This is a genomic window from Geodermatophilus sp. URMC 61 (assembly GCF_052931555.1).
Genome location: NZ_JBRFHZ010000002.1, coordinates 2,814,403 through 2,833,423 on the forward strand (window position 1 = coordinate 2,814,403; position 19,021 = coordinate 2,833,423).

General features: G+C 74.4%; 15 protein-coding genes. 5 read left to right on the plus strand and 10 right to left on the minus strand.

What is annotated here, in order from left to right; all coding sequences use genetic code 11:
* The first annotated feature begins 103 nt into the window (after positions 1-103).
* The gene (locus ACU610_RS13065; protein WP_446768141.1) at positions 104-4,114 is read left to right on the plus strand and encodes an nSTAND1 domain-containing NTPase; all 4,011 of its coding nucleotides are present in this window, start codon (positions 104-106) and stop codon (positions 4,112-4,114) included.
* Between the two features lie 193 nt (positions 4,115-4,307).
* Positions 4,308-5,354: a 2,3-diaminopropionate biosynthesis protein SbnA gene (gene sbnA / locus ACU610_RS13070; protein WP_446768142.1), complete on the plus strand. Its 1,047-nt coding sequence runs from the start codon at positions 4,308-4,310 to the stop codon at positions 5,352-5,354.
* Between the two features lie 64 nt (positions 5,355-5,418).
* Here the strand turns inward: sbnA and ACU610_RS13075 are convergent, their stop codons facing one another.
* From ACU610_RS13075 to ACU610_RS13090, 4 genes are all read right to left on the minus strand, one after another.
* Positions 5,419-6,159, minus strand: a complete 741-nt coding sequence (locus tag ACU610_RS13075; protein WP_446768143.1) for an alanyl-tRNA editing protein — start codon at positions 6,157-6,159, stop codon at positions 5,419-5,421.
* 67 nt (positions 6,160-6,226) lie between these two features.
* The gene (locus ACU610_RS13080) at positions 6,227-6,739 is read right to left on the minus strand and encodes a universal stress protein (RefSeq protein WP_446768144.1); all 513 of its coding nucleotides are present in this window, start codon (positions 6,737-6,739) and stop codon (positions 6,227-6,229) included.
* 70 nt (positions 6,740-6,809) lie between these two features.
* Positions 6,810-8,453, minus strand: coding sequence for an APC family permease (locus ACU610_RS13085; RefSeq protein WP_446768145.1), 1,644 nt, complete (start codon positions 8,451-8,453; stop codon positions 6,810-6,812).
* Between the two features lie 31 nt (positions 8,454-8,484).
* Positions 8,485-9,951, minus strand: a complete 1,467-nt coding sequence (locus ACU610_RS13090) for an aldehyde dehydrogenase family protein (RefSeq protein ID WP_446768146.1) — start codon at positions 9,949-9,951, stop codon at positions 8,485-8,487.
* Between the two features lie 334 nt (positions 9,952-10,285).
* Between ACU610_RS13090 and ACU610_RS13095 the strand changes: the two genes are divergently transcribed.
* Entirely contained in the window at positions 10,286-10,906 is a 621-nt protein-coding gene (locus tag ACU610_RS13095; protein WP_446768147.1) for a hypothetical protein, read from the plus strand.
* Between the two features lie 149 nt (positions 10,907-11,055).
* Entirely contained in the window at positions 11,056-11,676 is a 621-nt protein-coding gene (locus ACU610_RS13100; protein ID WP_446768148.1) for a hypothetical protein, read from the plus strand.
* Between the two features lie 180 nt (positions 11,677-11,856).
* On the opposite strand, the gene ACU610_RS13105 is transcribed toward ACU610_RS13100, so the two are convergent.
* The 5 genes from ACU610_RS13105 to ACU610_RS13125 all read right to left on the minus strand — a co-directional run bounded on the left by ACU610_RS13105 (position 11,857) and on the right by ACU610_RS13125 (position 17,744).
* Entirely contained in the window at positions 11,857-12,930 is a 1,074-nt protein-coding gene (locus ACU610_RS13105; protein WP_446768149.1) for an acyl-CoA dehydrogenase family protein, read from the minus strand.
* Between the two features lie 67 nt (positions 12,931-12,997).
* Positions 12,998-14,164 carry an acyl-CoA dehydrogenase family protein gene (locus tag ACU610_RS13110; protein ID WP_446768150.1) on the minus strand — a complete coding sequence of 389 codons (1,167 nt, stop codon included), beginning with the start codon at positions 14,162-14,164 and terminating at the stop codon, positions 12,998-13,000.
* A gap of 90 nt (positions 14,165-14,254) precedes the next feature.
* Positions 14,255-14,608 (minus strand): hypothetical protein, encoded by a 354-nt coding sequence (locus tag ACU610_RS13115; protein WP_446768151.1) that lies wholly within the window; start codon positions 14,606-14,608, stop codon positions 14,255-14,257.
* 51 nt (positions 14,609-14,659) lie between these two features.
* A complete protein-coding gene (locus tag ACU610_RS13120; RefSeq protein ID WP_446768152.1) occupies positions 14,660-16,942 on the minus strand; it encodes a SpoIIE family protein phosphatase in 2,283 nt (760 codons plus the stop codon).
* Positions 16,943-16,949: 7 nt separating this feature from the next.
* Entirely contained in the window at positions 16,950-17,744 is a 795-nt protein-coding gene (locus tag ACU610_RS13125; RefSeq protein WP_446768153.1) for an alpha/beta fold hydrolase, read from the minus strand.
* A 150-nt stretch (positions 17,745-17,894) separates the two neighbouring features.
* Between ACU610_RS13125 and ACU610_RS13130 the strand changes: the two genes are divergently transcribed.
* Positions 17,895-18,620, plus strand: a complete 726-nt coding sequence (locus tag ACU610_RS13130) for a hemerythrin domain-containing protein (protein WP_446768154.1) — start codon at positions 17,895-17,897, stop codon at positions 18,618-18,620.
* A gap of 132 nt (positions 18,621-18,752) precedes the next feature.
* On the opposite strand, the gene ACU610_RS13135 is transcribed toward ACU610_RS13130, so the two are convergent.
* Positions 18,753-18,920: a hypothetical protein gene (locus ACU610_RS13135; RefSeq protein WP_446768155.1), complete on the minus strand. Its 168-nt coding sequence runs from the start codon at positions 18,918-18,920 to the stop codon at positions 18,753-18,755.
* Positions 18,921-19,021: the final 101 nt, after the last annotated feature.

The following is a 19,021-nucleotide window of genomic DNA, read 5'->3' on the forward strand; positions in this document are numbered from 1 at the left end:
CCTCCACTCCCCTCCTCTGCTGGGCGTCGGGAGTCCGTGCCGCGGCTGGTCCGCCGTCCGACGCCCAGGGAACCGCGATGGCGCGCCGGCGAGGGAGCATGCCATGGCCTCGGTGTTCGTCAGCCACAGCAGCAGGGACCGGGCAGCCACGGAGTGGGTGGTCGAGGAGTTGAGGGCTGCGGGGTTCACCGCCCTCTTCGTCGACTTCGACCCGGAGCACGGCATCCCCGCGGGACGGAACTGGGAGCAGGAGCTGTACGCCCAGCTGCGGAGGACCGACGCCGTGGTCTTCCTGGCCAGCGAGGCCTCGGTGTCCTCCCGGTGGTGCTTCGCCGAACTCAGCCTGGCCCGGTCCCTGGGCCGCCCGGTGTTTCCGCTGCGGCTGCAGCCTGGGGTGGGGTTGCCGCTGCTGGCCGACGTGCAGTGGACGGACCTCCCCGAGGCGCGGTCGGGGCTGGCGCCGCTGGTGGCCGGGTTGCGGGCTGCCGGGGTGGACCCGGCCGACTCCTTCGCCTGGGATCCCCGCCGATCGCCGTACCCGGGCCTGGCGCCGTTCGCCGTGGAGGACGCGGCGGTGTTCTTCGGCCGACGATCCGAGACCGGCCGGCTGGTGGAGCTGCTGACCCCGACGCTGCAGCGCGGGCCCGGTCGGTTGATCGGGGTGATCGGCCCCTCGGGCAGCGGCAAGTCCTCCCTGGTGCACGCCGGGCTGCTGCCCCGGCTGGTCCGAGTGCCCGATCGGTGGGTGGTGGTGCCGCCGCTGCGACCCGGTCAGCAGCCCACGGCCACCCTGGCCGGCTGTCTGGCCCGGGCCTTCGCCGCCCGAGGCCGGCCCCGCCCGGCCGAGGAGCTGGCCGCGGTGCTGGCGACCGGCTCCGCGGGGCTGGTCGAGCTGGCCGGGCAACTGGCCGACCTCGGCGCCGACGGCGCCGGCCGGCCCAGCGTGTTGCTGGTCATCGACCAGGCCGAGGAGCTGGTGACCCGCACCGGCAGCCACGAGGAACAGGACTTCCTCCAGCTGGTGAGCGGCGCGCTGCACGAGGACAGTCCGGTGTGGGCGGTGGCCACGGTGCGCTCGGAGTTCCTCAGCTCCGCCCCGGAACGCGCCGGACTGGCCGAGGCCATCGACGACCCCCTCGTCATCGAGCCGCTGAGCCGCACCCGGTTGGCCGAGGTGATCGCCCGGCCCGCCCAGCGCGCGGGCCTGGAGTTCGCGCCCGGGCTCGTCGAACGCATGGTCGAGGACACCGCAGGCGGCGATGCGCTGCCCCTGCTGGGCTACACCCTGCACGAGCTCTGTCAGCGAGCCGGGCGCGACCGGCGCATCACCGCGGAGGACTACGAGGCCGTGGGCGGGGTCATCGGCGCCCTGCGCCACCGCGCCGACCGGCTGGCCGACGAGCTGGAGCGACGCGGCCACGGTGAACTGGTCCTGCCGACGCTGCTGCGGCTGGCCTCGGTCACCGGCGACGAGCAGCCGACCCGCCGGCGGGTGCGGTGCAGCGCGTTCGGCGCCGAGGAGCGAGCTGTGGTGGACGCCTTCGTCGACGCCTCACTGCTCGTCAGCGACCACGATCCCGCCGAGCCCGGCGAAGAGGCCGTGGTCGAGGTGGCGCACGAGGCGCTGCTGCGGCAGTGGCCACCGTTGCGCGACGCGATCGAGGCCGACCGGGACCTGCTGCGGCTGCGCTCGGAACTGGAACGACTGGCAGCCGACTGGCAGCACGGCCGGCGGGACGACTCGTACCTGCTGCGCGGCGGTCGGCTGGCCACGATGGACGGGTGGGCTAGCCAGCACCCGGCAGAGCTCGGTTCGCTCGAACGGGAGTTCCTGGAAGCCAGCCGAGCGTTGGCGACGCGCGAACTGGAGGCCGCTCGCCGGTCCAACCGACGCCTGCGCGTGCTGGCCGGTGGTCTGGCGATCCTGCTGGTGGCAGCGCTGGGGGCCGGCGGGTTGGTTGTGAAGGCGAACGGGGAAGCCGAGACACAGACCCGGCTGGCACAGTCACGACAGCTCTCCAGCCAGGCCGAACAGCTGGCTCAGACCCGGCCGGACGTCGCGATCCTGGCCGGTCTGCAGAGCCTCAGTCTTGCCCGTGACCACCGGCCCGAGCCGTCGGCGGGACTTATGACCGCGATGGGCGGGGTCATCCACCGGTCGAGACTGCTCGCCGGGCACACCAATTGGGTGTACTCGCTGGCGTTCAGCCCCGACGGGCGGCTGCTCGCCACCGCCAGCCTGGACGGGACGGCACGGCTGTGGGACGTGGGCATCGGGCGGCCACACGGACAGCCGCTGGCCGGCCACACCAGCGCGGTGACCGGGGTGGCCTTCAGCCCCGACGGCCGGCTGCTCGCCACCGCCGGCAGGGACTCCGCGGCGCGGCTGTGGGACGTGGTAACCGGCCGACCCGTCGGCCCCCCACTCACCGGCCACGCCGACGGGGTGACCGGGGTGGCGTTCAGCCCCGACGGACGGTTGCTCGCCACCAGCAGCAGGGACTCCTCGGCGCGGCTGTGGGACGTCGCCACCGGCCAACCGCACGGCGAGCCATTCACCGGCCACGCCGACGGGGTGACCGGGGTGGCGTTCAGCCCCGACGGCACGCTGCTGGCCACCGCCGGCAAGGACGCCACAGCGCGTTTGTGGGACGTGGCCACCGGGCGGCCTCACGGACAGCTGCTGGCCGGCCACACCGACACGGTGACCGGGGTGGCGTTCAGCCCCGACGGGCGCGTGCTGGCCACCGGCAGCTGGGATCAGACGGCACGGCTGTGGGAGGTGGCCACGGGGCAGCCACACGGCGCACCCCTGACCGGCTACCTGGACGCGGTGAACGGAGTGGCGTTCAGCCCTGACGGGCAGCTGCTAGCTACAGCCAGTGATGACCACACGGCGCGGCTGTGGGACGCAGCCACTGGCCAGCCGTACGGCACACCGCTGACCGGCCACCCCAGCTGGGTGAGCGGGGTCGCCTTCAGCCCCGACGGACGGCTACTCGCCACCGCCAGCGCAGACCACACGGCGCGGCTCTGGGACAAGGCCGAGACACCTTCCCTCAGCCGACCGCTGATCGGCCACACCGCCTGGGTCAACGAGGCGACGTTCAGCCCCGACGGGCGGCTGCTGGCCACCGCCAGCGACGATCACACGGCGCGGCTGTGGGACGTTGCCACCGGCCGGCCGCACGGGGAGCCGCTGGCCGGCCACGCCGACTGGGTCACCACGGTCGCGTTCAGCCCTGATGGGCGCTTGCTGGCCACGGCCAGCAAGGACGCAACGGTGCGACTGTGGGACGTAGCCACTGGGCGGCCGCACGGGGAGCCGCTGGCCGGCCACCCCGACTGGGTGACCACGGTGACGTTCAGCCCCGACGGGATGCTGCTGGCCACCGCCGGCAAGGACGCCACCGCGCGTTTGTGGGACGTGGCCACAGGCCGACCCCACGGGGAGCCACTGACCGGACACACCGACAGCGTGTACGGGGTGGCGTTCAGCCCGGACGGCACGCTGCTGGCCACCGCCAGCGACGACCAGACGGTGCGGCTGTGGGATGTGGCCACCGGCCGACCCACCGGCGCGCCGCTGACCGGCCACACCGGCACGGTGAACGGGGTGGCGTTCAGCCCGGACGGCACGCTGCTGGCCACCGCCAGCGACGACCAGACGGTACGGCTGTGGGATGTAGCCACCGGCCGACCCACCGGCGCGCCGCTGACCGGCCACACCAACGCGGTGTACGGAGTGACCTTCAGTCCAGACGGGCGGGTGCTGGCCACCGCCAGCAACGACCAGACGGTGCGGCTGTGGTACGCGGCCAGCGGCCAGCCCTCCGGACCGCCGCTGGCGGGACACAGCGGTGCAGTGTCGGACGTGGCCTTCAGCCCGGACGGCACGCTGCTGGCCACCGCCAGCGCGGACGACACGGTGCGGCTGTGGAACCCGGGCTTCACGGCCTGGGTACGCGTCGGGTGCCAGCTGGTGAACCGCAACCTGTCCCGATCCGAGTGGGAGCAGCTGCTGCCGGAGGTCCCGTACGAGCGCACCTGCCCGGACCTGCCCGGAGGCGACGGCGCACCGCCTGATGCTCCCGCGGCCCGGTACTCGGACTGACCACACGGTCAGGCGCGCTCGTCGCGGGGGTGGGGTTGACCCCACCTCCGACCGTGGGGGAACACCGGGTCGATTCGGGGGCAGGCCCGGTCGTATCAAGTGGCGCCACACCGGACTCTTTTCCTCGGGATCCCTTCACCCACGGGCCGCGCGAGACACCGCAGTCCCGCGCCGACGAGATTGAGGACGGATCGTGACCGTCATCTCCATGCCGCACGAGTTCAACGAGCACGACCTGTTCATCGACCTCCGGTCGGTGGTGGGCCACTCACTGTTCCTCAAGGTCGAGGGGCTCAACTTCGCCGGATCCGTCAAGCTCAAGGCCGCGAGCGGGATGGTGGCGGCCGCCGAGCGCGAGGGACGGCTGCGGCCGGGATCGGTCATCGTGGAGTCCTCGTCGGGCAACCTCGGCGTCGCGCTGAGCATGATCGCGGCGAGCAAGGGCTACGGGTTCCTGTGCGTGACCGACCGCCGCTGCAACCTGCAGACCCGGCTGCTGATGGAGGCACTCGGCGCCGAGGTGCACGTGGTCACCGAGCCCGACCCGGTCCGCGGCCTGCTCGGTGCGCGCATGGACTACGTGAGGGCCCGGTGTGCCGCCGACCCCCGGTACGTGTGGCTCAACCAGTACGAGAACCAGAACAACTGGCAGGCGCACTACCGCCAGACCGCACCCGCGATCGACCGGCAGTTCCCGGACCTGGACGTGCTCTTCGTCGGGGCCGGCACCACCGGCACCCTGATGGGCTGCGCCCGGTGGTTCCGCGAGCACCGCCCCTCGGTGCGCATCGTCGCCGTCGACGTCGTCGGCTCGGTGTCGTTCGGCGGCCCGTCGAGGAACCGGGCGATCCCCGGTCTGGGGATGGCCGTGCGTCCGCCGCTGCTGGACGAGTCCTACGTCGACGAGGTGGTGATGGTGGAGGAGGCGGACACCGTCCGCGCCTGCCACCGGCTGGCCCGGCGCGGCTTCCTGTTCGGCGGCTCGACCGGCACCGTGGTCAGCGGGGCCACGAGCTGGCTGGCCCGGAACGGCCGGGACGGCCTGACCGCCGTCACCATCGCCCCGGACCTCGGCGAGCGCTACCTCGACACCGTCTACCAGCCCAACTGGGTGCAGGACCTCTACGGCGACGACGTGTTGCAGTCGCTCGATGTGCACGTGGAACCCGCGTCCGCACCACTGCCCATCCCGTCACCGCGGGTCCCCGCCGAGTCCGCGGGGAGGTCGGACGCCGCCTGACGGGCCACACCGTTCGAGACACCGGCCGGCGCCGGGGGCGATCCCGCTCCCCGGCGCCGGCACGTCAGACGATGCGGATGCGCAGCCGGCGGAAGCCGCGGCCCTTGTTCTCCATCTTGACCACCTCGACCCGGCCGACCATCGCCGTCGAGGCCACGTGCGTGCCGCCGTCGGCCTGCAGGTCCAGGCCGACGATGTCGACGATCCGGACCTCCTCGATGTCGGGCGGCAGCAGGTCGGTCGCCGTCCGGATGAGGTCGGGGATGGCGTAGGCCTCTACACGCGGCAGCGTCCGCACCTCGATGCGCCGGTCCGCGGCGATCTCCGCGTTGACCGCCTCGGCCACGCGGTCCTTGAAGTCGCCCGGTACCTCGGCCAGGTCGAAGTCCATCCGTGCGGTCAGCGGCTCCATGTTGCCGCCGGTGACCTTCGCGCCGAAGTCGCGCAGGACGACGCCGGTGAGCACGTGCAGGCCCGAGTGCGTCCGCATCAGCGCCGTCCGCCGCTCGTCGTCCAGCGCCCCGCGGACGGCGGTGCCCGCCGACGGCACCGGGTCCCCCTCCACCGGGATCAGGTACAGCTCGTCGCCCCTGCGGGTGCCGGCGATGCGGGTGCGGACGCCGCCCCACAGCAGCACGCCCTCGTCCGGCGGCTGTCCACCGCCGCCCGGGTAGAAGGCGCTGCGGTCGAGCACGATGCCCTGCTCGGGGTCGGCCGCGACGACCGTCGCGTCCCACTCCCGGACGGTGGCATCGGCCAGGTCGAGGCGGTGGGTGTGCCCGTGGTGGTCGCCGGCGGTGGTCACCCCGGCATGCTGCCGGTTGCGGGCGGACGACGGCCACCGCCGGACGCCCGGGACGGTCGACCCACGGTCAGGCCCCGGGGTGGGCGGCTCCGGTCCCGGTGCGGACGACCGTGACCGGGCACGGGGCGTGGCGCACGACCTGGTCGCTGACCGAGCCGAGCACCAGCTCGGTGAAGCCACCGCGGCCGCGGGCGCCGACCACGAGCAGGTCCGCCCGCACCGCCGACTCGATCAGCCCGCGCACGGCGTTGCCGTGGGTGACGTGGCAGGTCACCGGCAGCATGGGGTCCAGGCCGGCGGCGGCCACGTCGGCCTCCAGGTCGGCTCGAACCGCCTTCTCGAAGTCCTCGAACGGAGGGATGTAGCCCGGCGCCCAGGTCGTCGGGCGCGGGGCCGTGGTGATCTTCCAGGCGCGCAGCACGTGCAGCGGGAAGCCGGCGCGGGCGGCCAGGCGCGCGGCCCACTGCAGGGCCTCCTGCGCGCACCTCGACCCGTCGTGTCCGACCAGGATCCCACCGGGGACGTCGGCCACCCGGGTCACGCCCTCGTCGTCGAACGCCACGTCGATCTCCTCGGTCATGGACGCAACCTACCGTCGTCGTGGCACCACCTCCGTCGCGAGGCCCGGGTCTCCGCCGGCCGCCTCCCCCTCAGCGGACGCCGCCGACCGGGACGTCCGCGCACCCCGGGTCCTCGTCCGGGTCGCCGAGGCGGACGGCCGGGACGTCCGTCGCGACGTCCCCCGGGGCCGGTGCGCCCGGCACCGGGTCGACGGCGTGCTCGGGCAGCACGCCGCTGCTGTGCCGGGCCCGCAGCAGGTAGTAGGCCAGCCCGACCAGCGCGATGGCGCCGATGAAGACGAAGGCGCCCCACTGCAGGTACCAGTGGTACGGCTCGGTGGCGTTGTAGACCTCCCGCCGTGGCCAGGCGAGGTTCAGCGCCATGCCCGCACCCCACAGCACCGCCAGCACGTTGACCGGCAGGCCCCAGCGGCCGAGCGAGAAGTACCTGCCGTCGTCGCGCGCACCGGTTCCCACCCAGCGACCCCGCAGTCGGCTGAGCAGCATCGGCACGGTGACCAGCAGGTAGGCCAGGTACACCATGATGATCGCGATGCTGGTGAGCACCGTGAAGATCTGCGGCTGCCGGATGTTGATCAGCAGGATGCTGATCGACAGGACGCCGGTGACGATCGCGGGCACGACCGGCGTCTTGCGCTTGGGGTGGACCTTCGCCAGCCGGGAGCTGAACGGCAGGTTGCCGTCGCGCGCCATCGCGAACGCCATGCGGATCGTCGCGGTGTGCACGGCCAGGCAGCAGACGGTGATGGCGATCATGATGCAGATCAGGAACGCCTTGCCCAGCCCGGTGCCGGCGACCTGGAGCAGCACGTACTGCAGGCCGCCGGTGCTCGACGACAGCTGCGGGTCGTCGAGGTCCCGCACCGCCATGAGCCCGAAGAGCAGGATCAGGCCGCCGAGGACGAACGACGCGGTGACCGCACGGACGATGGCCCTCGGGGCGGTGCGCCGCGGGTCGATCGTCTCCTCGCCCAGCGAGCTGGCGGTGTCGAAGCCGTACATCACGTAGGCCGAGGCCAGCGAGGCGACGAGGAAGGCACCCAGGTAGCCCAGGTCCCGGCCCTCCCCCATCCCGGCGGTGTCGGTGAGGACCTCGACCGGGCTGCGGGTCATCGCCAGGGCCAGGATCACGATGATCAGCACGGCCGCGACCAGCTCGATGAACACCCCGGCGCTGTTGATCCGCGCCATGAGCTTCACGCCGTAGGCGTTGACCAGCGTGGTGAACAGGATGAGGGCGCTGCCGAGGATGACGGCGTTGACCGCGAAGTCGTGGGTCCCCGTGCCGTTCCCGACGATCTGGAAGCCGGACCACAGCTGGGGCAGCGTGATCTGGTACGCGAGGACGGTCGCCGACAGCGTCACGATCGACGCCGTGAGCATCATCCACCCGGTCATCCACGAGGTGCTCCGGCTGCCCAGCCGCTTGGTCCAGTTGTAGAGCGACCCCGCCACCGGATACCTGGCGGCCAGCTCGGCGAAGCACAGCGCCACCATCAGCTGACCGAGGAAGACCATCGGCCAGGACCACAGGTAGGCCGGTCCGCCGGCGCCGAAGCCGAAGTAGAACAGCTGGAACGTGCCGGTCAGGATCGAGATGTAGCTGACCCCGGCCGCGAAGCTGGAGAACCTGCCGATGCTCCGGTCGAGCTCCTGCCTGTAGCCGAACTCGGCGAGGTGGGACTCGCCGTCCTGCGTGGGGTGCGCTCTCATGGGCCGTCCGTCCGGTGGGGTTGGGGGTGGGTCAGCCCGTGAACCAGCGAGCCGGTGCAGGGGCGGTGTTGTGCCAGATGTGCTTGGCCTCGCGGTACTCGGCGAGACCCGACGGGCCGAGCTCGCGCCCGTTGCCCGACCGCCCGTACCCGCCCCACTCCGCCTGCGGCAGGTAGGGGCCGAAGTCGTTGATCCAGACCGTCCCGTGGCGGAGGGCCCGGGCGACCCGCTCGGCCCGGGGGGTGTCGGCGGTCCAGACCGCGCCGGCGAGCCCGTAGTGGGTGTCGTTGCCGAGCGCGATCGCCTCCTCCTCCGTGGTGAACCGCTCCACGGTGAGGACGGGCCCGAAGGACTCCTCCTGGACGATCCGCATGTCGCGGCGGCAGTCGGCGAACACCGTCGGGAGGTAGAAGAACCCACCGGCGAGCTCCGGCTCCCCGGGACGGCGGCCACCGGTGACGAGGCGGGCGCCCTCGCGGACGCCGGTGGCGACGTACTCCTCGACGCGCGCCCGGTGCTGCTCGGAGACCAGGGGGCCGCTCTCGGCGGCCGGGTCGAACCCGTTGCCGAGGCGGATGCGCTCGGCGCGTCCGGCCACGGCCGCGACGAACTCGTCGTGGATCTCGTCCTGCACGATGAGCCGGGTCCCCGCGGAACACACCTGGCCGGAGTGCAGGAAGACCGCCGTCAGGGCGTTGTCGACAGCGGTCTCGAGGTCGACGTCGGCGAAGACGATGTTGGGGTTCTTGCCACCCAGCTCGACGGTCACCTTCTTCACCGTCTCGGCCGCGGCCCGCAGGACCGACCGTCCGGTGCCGAGGCCACCGGTGAACGACACCATGTCCACGTCGGGGTGCTCGACCATCGCCGCACCCACCTCCCCGCCACCGAGGACGAGGTTGACCACGCCCGCCGGGACGCCGGCCTCCTCCAGCAGCTCGGTGAGCCGGACGGTGGTCAGGGGGGTGACCTCGCTGGGCTTGACGACGATGGTGGTGCCGGCCGCGAGCGCCGGTGCGACCTTCCAGGAGACCTGCAGGAGGGGGTAGTTCCACGGCGTGATCAGCGCGCAGACGCCCACGGGCTCGTAGACGACGCGGCTGACGACGTCGGGGCGGCCGGCGTCGACCAGTCGGCCGGGGTCCTCGTCCGCCAGGTCGGCGTAGTAGCGGAAGACCGAGGCGACGTCGTCGACGTCCTGGCGGCTCTCGCGGACGGTCTTGCCGGTGTCCAGGGTCTCCAGCCGGGCGATGTCCTCCCTGTCCCGCACCAGGAGGTCGGCGACGCGGCGCAGCAGGGCACCGCGCTCGGCCGCCGGGGTGCCGGACCACTCCCCCGCGTCGAAGGCCGCCCGGGCGGCGCCGACGGCTGCGGCGACGTCCTCGACGGTCGCCTCGTCGACCTTCGCGACGACGCTCTGGTCGAACGGGTTGACGACCTCGCGCTGCTCGGACGAGGACCCCGTCCGCCACGTGCCGCCGATGAAGAGGGTGGCCATGACACTCCCTGCCTGTCCCGGGGTGCGGGACCGTCGTGCTCGGTGGGACGGCTGGCGGGATGGCCAGCTCGCGTCGAGATCCCGTGCGGACGAGTTCCCCGGTGCTCCAGCCTGACCGATCGCCGGTCAGGGGGAGAACTGAGGGCGGTGATCCCCTCCGCGTGGACCCCGTGCGCCACGGCGGACACCCGTGCCCGGAGCGGGCCCGGGCCCTGAGCGTGGGGCGCAGCAGGTCGTTGCCACCTGTCGCCGCCGCGAGGACGCTGGGCGCCGCGGCGATGCCGCAGGAGCACCGCCGTCCCGGAACTGCAGCGTCCTGGAGAGGAACGGTGCCGTGTACGCACGCTCGACCACCATCCGTGGCAACCCGGAGTCGCTGGACGCGGGGATCGACTTCGTCCGTGACGAGCTGATGCCCGCCGTCCGCGGCATGGACGGCTGCGTCGGGCTGTCCCTGCTCGCCGACCGGGAGTCCGGGATGTGCATCGTCACGACCTCCTGGCGCGACCGGGAGACGATGCAGGCCAGCGCCGAGGGGGTGCGGCCGCTGCGGGACCGGGCGTCGCAGGTCTTCGGCGGCGAGTACGAGGTGCAGGAGTGGGAGGTGTCGGCCATGCACCGCCGGCACGAGGCCCACCACGGTGCGTGCGCCCGCGTGACGTGGCTCCGCGGCGAGCCCGACGCCATGGACCACGCCATCGACACCTTCCGGATGAGCCTCATGCCGCGGCTGGACGACCTCGCCGGCTTCTGCAGCGTCAGCCTCATGACCCACCCGGCCGAGGGCATGGCAGCCTCGGCGGTCACCTACGACAGCCGGGAGGACATGGTCGAGAACCGCGAGAGCGCCCGCGCGCTGCGCGAGGAGTTCGCGACGGGGATGGGGCTGGCCGTCACCGACGTCCGGGAGTTCGACCTGGTCCTCGCCCACCTGCGGGTACCCGAGACCGCGTGAAGAAGGACCTCCCTGCCCCCACCGTGGAAGGCCCGTCCGGGGAACCGCTCTCGCAAGCTCAGGGCGGTTCCCCGGACGGGGCCGCGGCGGGCCCTGCAGGGAGGCCGTCCGGACCGCCCCGGCCGGCCCGCCGGGAGAGGAGAGAGCACGTGTACGCACGCACCACCACCGTCCACGGCGACCCGAAGGCCGTCGACGAGGGCGTCGCCTTCCTGCGGGACCGGGTCATGCCCGCCGTCGAGGGACTGCCCGGCTACGTGGGCCTGTCGATGCTGGCCGACCGCGAGACCGGGCGCTGCATCGCCACCACGTCCTGGAAGGACGAGGCCGCCATGGCCGACACCGGCGAGCAGCTGCGGCCGCTGCGGGCCCGCTTCGCCGAGGTCCTCGGCGGCTCGGTGGAGCTGCACACGTGGGAGATCGCGGTCGTGCACCGGCTGCACGAGGCACCCGACGGAGCCTGCACCCGGGTCACCTGGACCCGGACCGACCCGAACCGGGTGGCACAGGCCCTCGACGCCTACCGGACGGGCCTGCTGCCGCGGCTCGAGGAGCTCGACGGCTTCTGCAGCGCCAGCCTGCTGGTCGACCGCCGGGAGGGCCGGGCCGCCGGCTCGGTCACCTACGCCGACCGCCTGACGCTGGACCGCTCCCGGACCGACGCCACGGCCGTCCGCGAGGAGTTCGCCGCCACCGTGGGCAGCGAGATCACCGAGGTCGCGGAGTTCGAGCTCGTCCTCGCCCACCTGCGGGTCCCCGAGACCGGGTGAAGGAGGACTCCCTGCCCCCACCGCTCGTCGAAGGGCCCCGTCCCCCTCACCCCGCGCAGGCTCGGCGGAAGGACCCTCCTGCCCCCCGCCACTCGCAGGCTCGGGGCGGGCCCCTGCAGGAGGGCCGCCGGACGGGGCCGGCGGGCCCCGGGAGGGGTTCGGGGGCGAGGGGGTCCGCCGCTAGACGACGCGGGTGAGGGCCGGCCAGAGGCCGTCGCCGCCCTCGACGAGCAGCCCCACGCCGAGCACCTGCGACCAGGACAGCTCGGAGCCGGCCTCGTCGCGCCACGACCACAGCCGCCGGGTCAGGTGGTGCAGCCGGTACTCCTGGGTGAACCCGATCGCGCCGTGCACCTGGTGCGCGAGCCGGGCCACGACCTCCACCGCGGCGCCGGCGCGCACCTTCGCCGCCGCCGCGGCCAGGACGACGTCGTCTCCACGATCGAGCGTCTGGACGGCGGCGTCGACCAGCGCGCTCACCGCGGTGACCTCGCCGGCCATCTGCGCCAGCTCCATCTGCACCGCCTGGAACCTGCCCAGCGGCCGGCCGAACTGGTGCCGCTCCCCGGCGTACTGCACCGTCCAGGCCAGCACCTGTTCCAGCGCCGCCGTCAGCTGGACCGCCCGCGCCAGCGCGTAGCGGGCCCGCACCTCGCCGGCCCGCGCCGGGGTCAGCAGCGCGCCGGACGCAGCGGCGCCCCCGAGCACCAGCGACCCGCGCGGCTCCCCCGCCAGGTTGCGCGCGTCGCTGGTCGCCAGCCCCTCGGCGTCCACCAGCGCGAGCACCGCGCCCTCGATCCCCTCGGGCGGCTGGGCCAGGACGGCGACGTGCCGGGCGACCCCCGCCCACGCCACGTCGGTCGCGGTGCCGGTCAGCGTCCAGCGCCCCGGCCCGTCGCCGTCGTCCGACGGCGCCGCGTGCACCGCCTCGGCGACCGCCAGCGTCAGCGGCTCGACCGGGTCGGGCAGGTCGAGGTCGGCGGCCAGCAACGCGGGGCCCGCGGCCAGCAGCTGCTCGGCCACCGGTACCGCCCCCGCACCGGCGGCCAGCGTGCGGACGACGGCCACCGCGTCGGCCAGCTCGCCGCCGGAACCGCCGGCCTCCTCGGGCAGCCCCACCCCGGTCAGCCCGGCCTCGGCCAGGTCGGCCCACAGCCCGGGGTCCCACGCGGTGTCGGCGGTGAGGGCGAACGGCTCGTGGCCCGCGAGGATGTCCCGGACGGTCTCGACCACCAGGTCCTGCTCGGACGCCATCAGCGCACCACCCCCCGCTCGACTCCGGCCTCGTTCCGCTGCCCGGTCGCCGGCGTTCCGCGCTCGCTCACCGCAGCCCCAGCCCCCGTGCCACGATCCCCCGCAGGATCTCGTTCGTCCCGCCCCGGAGCGTGTAGCCCGGCGCGTGCAGCTGCGCCTCGGCCAGCGCCCGTGCCAGCGGGTCCGGGGAGTCCAGCGACGGCGTCACCTCGACCACCCGGCGTATCTCGTCGACCACGTCCGCCTCGAACGTCGTCCCCACGTCCTTGACCAGCGCCGCGGGGATGTCGGGCAGCTCGCCGCGGTCCAGCGCCGCCGCGATCCGCAGGGAGAGCTGGCGCAGCGCCAGCAGCCGCGCCGAGAGCCGGCCCAGCGTGGCCAGCTGTGCGCGGTCGCCGGTGTCGCAGGCGCGCCGGCCGAACTCCGCGATCAGTGGGTAGGTCGACAGGAACCGCTCCGGCCCCGACCGCTCGAAGGCCAGCTCCGCGGTCACCTGGTGCCAGCCGGCGCCCTCCTCCCCCAGCAGCATGTCGCCGGGGACGACGACGTCGTCGAAGACGACCTCGTTGAAGTGGTGGCCGCCGTCGAGGATGCGGATCGGGTTGATGCTGATCCCCGGCAGCGACAGGTCGACCAGCAGCTGGGTCAGGCCCTGGTGCTTGCCGCGCGGGCCCTCCCCGGGCGGGCCGGTGCGCACCAGCACGATCCCGTAGTGCGAGTGGTGCGCGTTCGACGTCCACACCTTGGCGCCGTTGACCACCCAGTCACCGTCGGCGTTGCGCGCGGCGCGGGTGCGGATCGAGGCGAGGTCGGAGCCGGAGTCCGGCTCGCTCATGCCGATGACGAAGTAGCACTCCCCCGCGGCGATCCGCGGCAGGATCGCCTGCCGCTGCGCCTCGGTGCCGTAGCGGAGCAGGTTCGGCCCGGACTGCCGGTCGGCGATCCAGTGCGCCGCCACCGGCGCGCCGGCGGCCAGCAGCTCCTCGGTCACCGCGTAGCGCTCCATCGCCGAGCGCTCGTGCCCGCCGTACCGCTTCGGCCAGGTCATCCCCAGCCAGCCGCGCTCGCCCAGCTTGCGGGAGAACGCCGGGTCCACACCGGACAGCCACGTGTCGACGTGCGTGGTGAAGGTACCCGCGGCCAGCTCCTCGGCCAGGAACTCCCGCACCTGGGCGCGGACCTCCTCGGCGGCCTCGGACGGCGGCGCGGGCGCCAGGGTCAGCGGACTGCTCATGCGGTGCGACCTCCCACGTCGGTGTGGCCGTGTCCCCCTGGTTGTACAGGGCGGCCGCGTGGGCAGCGCGTCGGCGTCCGCGAGCCCTGGTCAGCCGGGGGACGGCGCCGGCGGGGCGTCCGGCGGCGCGCCCTCGCCCTCCTCGCCCTCGTCCTCCTCGGGACCCCGGGTGAGCTGGCGCAGCTCCGCGACGACGTCCCCCGCCACGGTCGCCAGCGAGGTCACCGCGCCGGACACCAGCCGCCGCACCCCCGGGCCGTCGAGACCGAGCAGCGCGCCGAAGCCGGCGGCGACGTCCACCCCGGGTAGCGCGCCGGGCGAGCCGCCCACCCGCGCCTGTCCGTCGGCCAGCTCCGGCGACCACCGCATCGCGTCGCCGGACATCGTGATGTCGCCGGTGGCTCCGTCGATCGACTCGGTCACCGGGTTGGGTCGACGCTCCATGGCCGCCTCCCGCGCCGCACGTGCCTGGGTCCGATGGTGGCCCGCGCAGGCTCAGGAAGCCAGGGGGGATCGGCCGATCGCCAGGAGCGCCACGTCGTCGGCGCGCACCCCGCTCGCCAGCTCGGCCAGCAGCCGGTCGCACAGCTCGTCGGGGTCGGTCGTGTCGGCCCGCACCGCCGCGTCCTGCAGCGCGGCCAGGCCCCGGTCGAGGTCGGCGTCCCGGCTCTCCACCAGCCCGTCGGTGTAGAGCAGCAGCGTCGCCCCCGGTGCGAGCACCCCCGCCCACTCCACCGCGGGGCCCGGCGCCGGGGGCGCACCGAGCATCCGGCTGGGCCGCACGTCGAGCAGCTCCGCCGTCCCGCCCGCGACCAGCAGCGGCGCCAGGTGCCCGGCCGAGGCGACCCGCAGCCGCCCGCTGTCCGGGTCGAGCACGGCGAACAGGGCGGTGGCCATGAGCTGCAGGCCCAACAGCGACCAGCTCGCCTGCAGCCGGTCGATGACCGCGCTGGGCGGCGGCCGGTCGGTCAGCAGCGCCCGGTAGACGCTGCGCAGCTGGCCCATGACCGCCGCGGCGCGGATGTCGTGGCCGACGACGTCCCCGACCGCCAGCGCCACCTGCCCGTCCGGCAGCGGGACGACGTCGTAGAAGTCGCCGCCGACGTCGGCACCGCGGCTGGCCGGCAGGTACCGGACGGCGACCGCCAGCCCGGGCACCGGTGGTGGCGCCGGCGGCAGCAGGTTGGCCTGCAGCGTGTGCGACGTCCGGGTCTCCAGCTCCAGGCGCTGCGCCTTGTCCACCACCTGGGACACCTGCAGCGCCAGCTGCTCGGCCACCTCGACGTCGGCCGGCGTGAACGGCCCGCGCCGCCGGTCGCTGCCCAGGGTGAGGACGCCGAGGACGCGCCCGTCGGCCAGCAGCGGCACGCAGACGAGGTTGACCAGCTCGAGGGCGCGGGCCAGCCCCAGGTGTTCGTCGTCGGCGGCGACCTCCGCGAGCCACCGGTCGGTCACCCCACGGATCCACACGGTCCGGCCCAGCTCCATGGCCTGCACGGCGGGGTGCGGTGACTCGTGGTGCGGCAGGTGCCGCTCCTGCAGCGCGGCGGCCAGCTCCTGCCGCGCCGGGTCGCCGTGCCGGGCGGCCGTCCGGACCAGGCCGCGCTCGAGGGCCAGGTCGATGACGCAGACGTCGGCCAGCCGTGGTACCGCCAGCTCCGCCAGCCGCTCCGCGGTCTCGGTGACGTCCCCGGCCGAGGCCATCAGCCGGGCCGCGTCGAGCAGGAACGCCGAGCGCTCCGCGTGCCGCGCGGTCTCCTCGTACAGCCGGACCCGCTCGATCGCCTGTCCCGCCTGGCGGCCGACGGCGGCCAGCAGGTCGGCGTCGGCCTGGACCAGTTGCCCCCGCTCGCCGGGCGGGGTGAGGTCGATCAGCCCGGTGTCCCCCGCCACCCCGAGCAGCAGCACCAGCGCGCCCAGGTGGCGGGCGTCGGCGTCCACCGGCACGACGACCAGCGCCTCCTGCCCGGCCTCCTCCATCGCGGTGGCCAGACCCGGCCACACCGACCGCAGTCCCGCACCGAGCGGGACGGTGTGCACCCCGCCGTCGCGGACCAGCTCCGCGCCGCCGAACGCGGCGGCCTCCATCGCCTCCAGCAGCTCCGGGGTGATCCCGTCGGCGGCGACCAGCTCCAGCGGCGGCACCGACGGCTCGGCCCGCCGGCTGGCCCGCCGCTCGGTGCCCAGCCACAGCGCCGCGCCGCTCGCCCCGACCGCCTCCCGGCTGCGCCGCACGATCACCTCGGCCACGTCGCGCGCCGAGGACGCCGCCGACACCTCCGAGACGACCTGCTGCAGCGTGCGCGCCCGGCGCTCGGACTCCGCCGCCGCACGCTGTGCAGCCAGCAACGCCCGCTCGTACCGGCGCCGGGACGTCGCCTCGAACACCGTCGCCCGCACGAGCAGTGGCGCACCCTGCTCGTCGCGCACCTCGACGGCGTTGAGCAGGCACGGCAGCAGCGACCCGTCGGCGCGGACGAGGTCGAGCGCGACCTCCCGCACCATGCCCTGCAGCCGCAGGAGCGGCGCCAGGTGGGTCTCGTAGAACACCCGGCCACCGATGCTCAGCAACTCCTGGAAGCGCAGCCCGATCAGCTCGCCGGCCGGCCGGCCGGTCCACTCGGAGAAGGTGCGGTTGGCCTTGACGACCTGCCCGTCGGGGAGCGCGGAGAAGTAGCCGCACGGGGCGTTCTCGTACAGGTCGGCCGGGTCCTCCTCCAGCAGCCGGCGCAGCCCGGCAGGACCCTCCCGGGGGTCCGGTCGCCGCGGCTCGTCCATGACCGGGCTATCCCAGGAAGGCCCGGATCGCGGCGGTCGTCTCCTCCGGCGCCGACAGGTGCGGGCAGTGCCCGGTGGCCGCCAGCTGGGTGAAGACGCTGCCGGGCACCTGCGCGTGCACGTACCGGCCGACCACCTCGGGGGCGATGGCGTCGTCGGTGCACTGCAGCACCAGCGTGGGCACCCGGACGCCGGGCAGGTCGGCGCGGTTGTCGGAGAGGAAGGTGACGCGGGCGAACTGCCGGGTGATGTCGGGGTCGGTGCGGCAGAAGCTGTTGGCCAGCTCGGCGGTGAGCTCGGGCCGGTCGGGGTTGCCCATGATCACCGGGGCCATCGCGGCCGACCAGCCCAGGTGGTTGCTGTCGAGGGACTCCAGCAGCGTGACGATGTCCTCGCGGGAGAACCCGCCGGTGTAGTCGCCGTCGTCGACGTAGCGCGGGTTGGGCCCGACCATGACCAGCGCACCGAACAGCTCCGGGGCGCGGGCCGCCGCCAGCACGCCGATCATCGCGCTCACCGAGTGCCCGACGAAGACGACGTCGTCGAGCCCGAGCTCGCGGCAGATCTCCACGACGTCGTCGGCGTACCCGTGCAGCGAGCCGTACCGCTCCGGGTCGTAGGCCGACAGGTCCGAGCGGCCCGACCCGACGTGGTCGAAGAGGACGACGCGGTGGTCGACCGCGAAGTCCGGGGCGACGAAGCGCCACATCTCCTGGTCGCACCCGAACCCGTGCGCGAAGACCATCGGCCGCCCCTCGACGACCCCGCTCACGCGGACCCGGTTCCGGGCGATCACGCTCACCGCCGCAAGGTAGCCGCCCCGGGGCCCTCCTGTCCCTCCCCCGTCCGCGAGTCGTGCCCGGCGTCGACGAGACGGAGCGGGAACCCTTCGCACGGGGAGCCGCCGTCCCTACGCTCGGAGCGTCCGGACCCCACCCTCCCGAGGTGTTCGATGCCCGCCGCCGCGGCGCTCCGCCGCTCCCCCGCCCGTACGGCCCCGGCTGGTCCCCCGGACGACGTCCCGACCTCCCGCGCGGTCGCCTCCGAGCTGCTGCTGCACCGGCTGGTGCGCCGCGAGCTGCGGCTGCTGGCCGAGCTGTCCGCGCGGGCGGCCGCCGACGACGCCGGCCGCACGCGGGACCTGACCCGGCACGCCGATCTGCTCGCCCGCCTGCTGCTGCACCACCACACCGTCGAGCGCGAGCTGCTGTGGCCGGCGCTGCTGCACGCCGCGCCGGCCGCCCGGCCGCAGGTGGAGCGTTGGACCGACCGCGTCGCCGACCTCGACCACCGACTGCGCCGCCTCTCCACCGCCGCGCGGCAGTGGGCGGTCGCCGCCTCGGGCAAGGCGCACGACGCCTTCACGCTGGCCTGCCTGGACCTCGCCGACGCCGTCGACGCGCAGACCGCCGAGGAGGAGCGGGAGCTGCTGCCGCTGCTCGACGCGCACCTCTCCCCCGCGGCGTGGGCGGAGGTCACGCGGGCGGCACGCTGCCCGCTGTCGCGGCGGGAGCGATCGCTCGTGCTCGGCCTGGCGCTCGAGGACGCGAGCGCCGACGACCGGGCGCGGCTGCTCGCCGGGCTGCCGGTGACCAGGCGGCTGGCCTGGCGGCTGGCCGGGCGGGGCCGCTACCGCGCCACCGTCGTCCGGCTGCGCGGGGAACCGCCCGCCCGCTGAACGAGAGACCGGCCCTCCCGAGCTCGGCCCCGTCCCGAGGCGCGCGCCGAGCCTGCGAGGCGTGAGGACGGGGTCCTTCCACGGTGAGGGGGACGGGTCCCTTCTCCGACGGGTGGAGGACGGGGTCCCTCGTCAGTAGCGAGATGTGCCGCAGTCAGCGCAGCGCTTGCGCGGCGGCAGGGTCTCCTGCTCGCAGTTGGGGCAGGTCCAGGCGCTGCGGTCGATGCGCGGGCGGCTGCGCGTGCGTCGGCCGCGCCGGCGCCGGGGGTCGGTCCGGGTGTCGGTGGGAGTCGGGCTCATGGGGCACCTCCTGGGGTCGCACGGCCGACGGTAGGTAGCCGACGTGTCACGGAGATGACCTCCGGGTTGCGGTTACCGCCCGTTCCGCGTGTCGCGGGAGC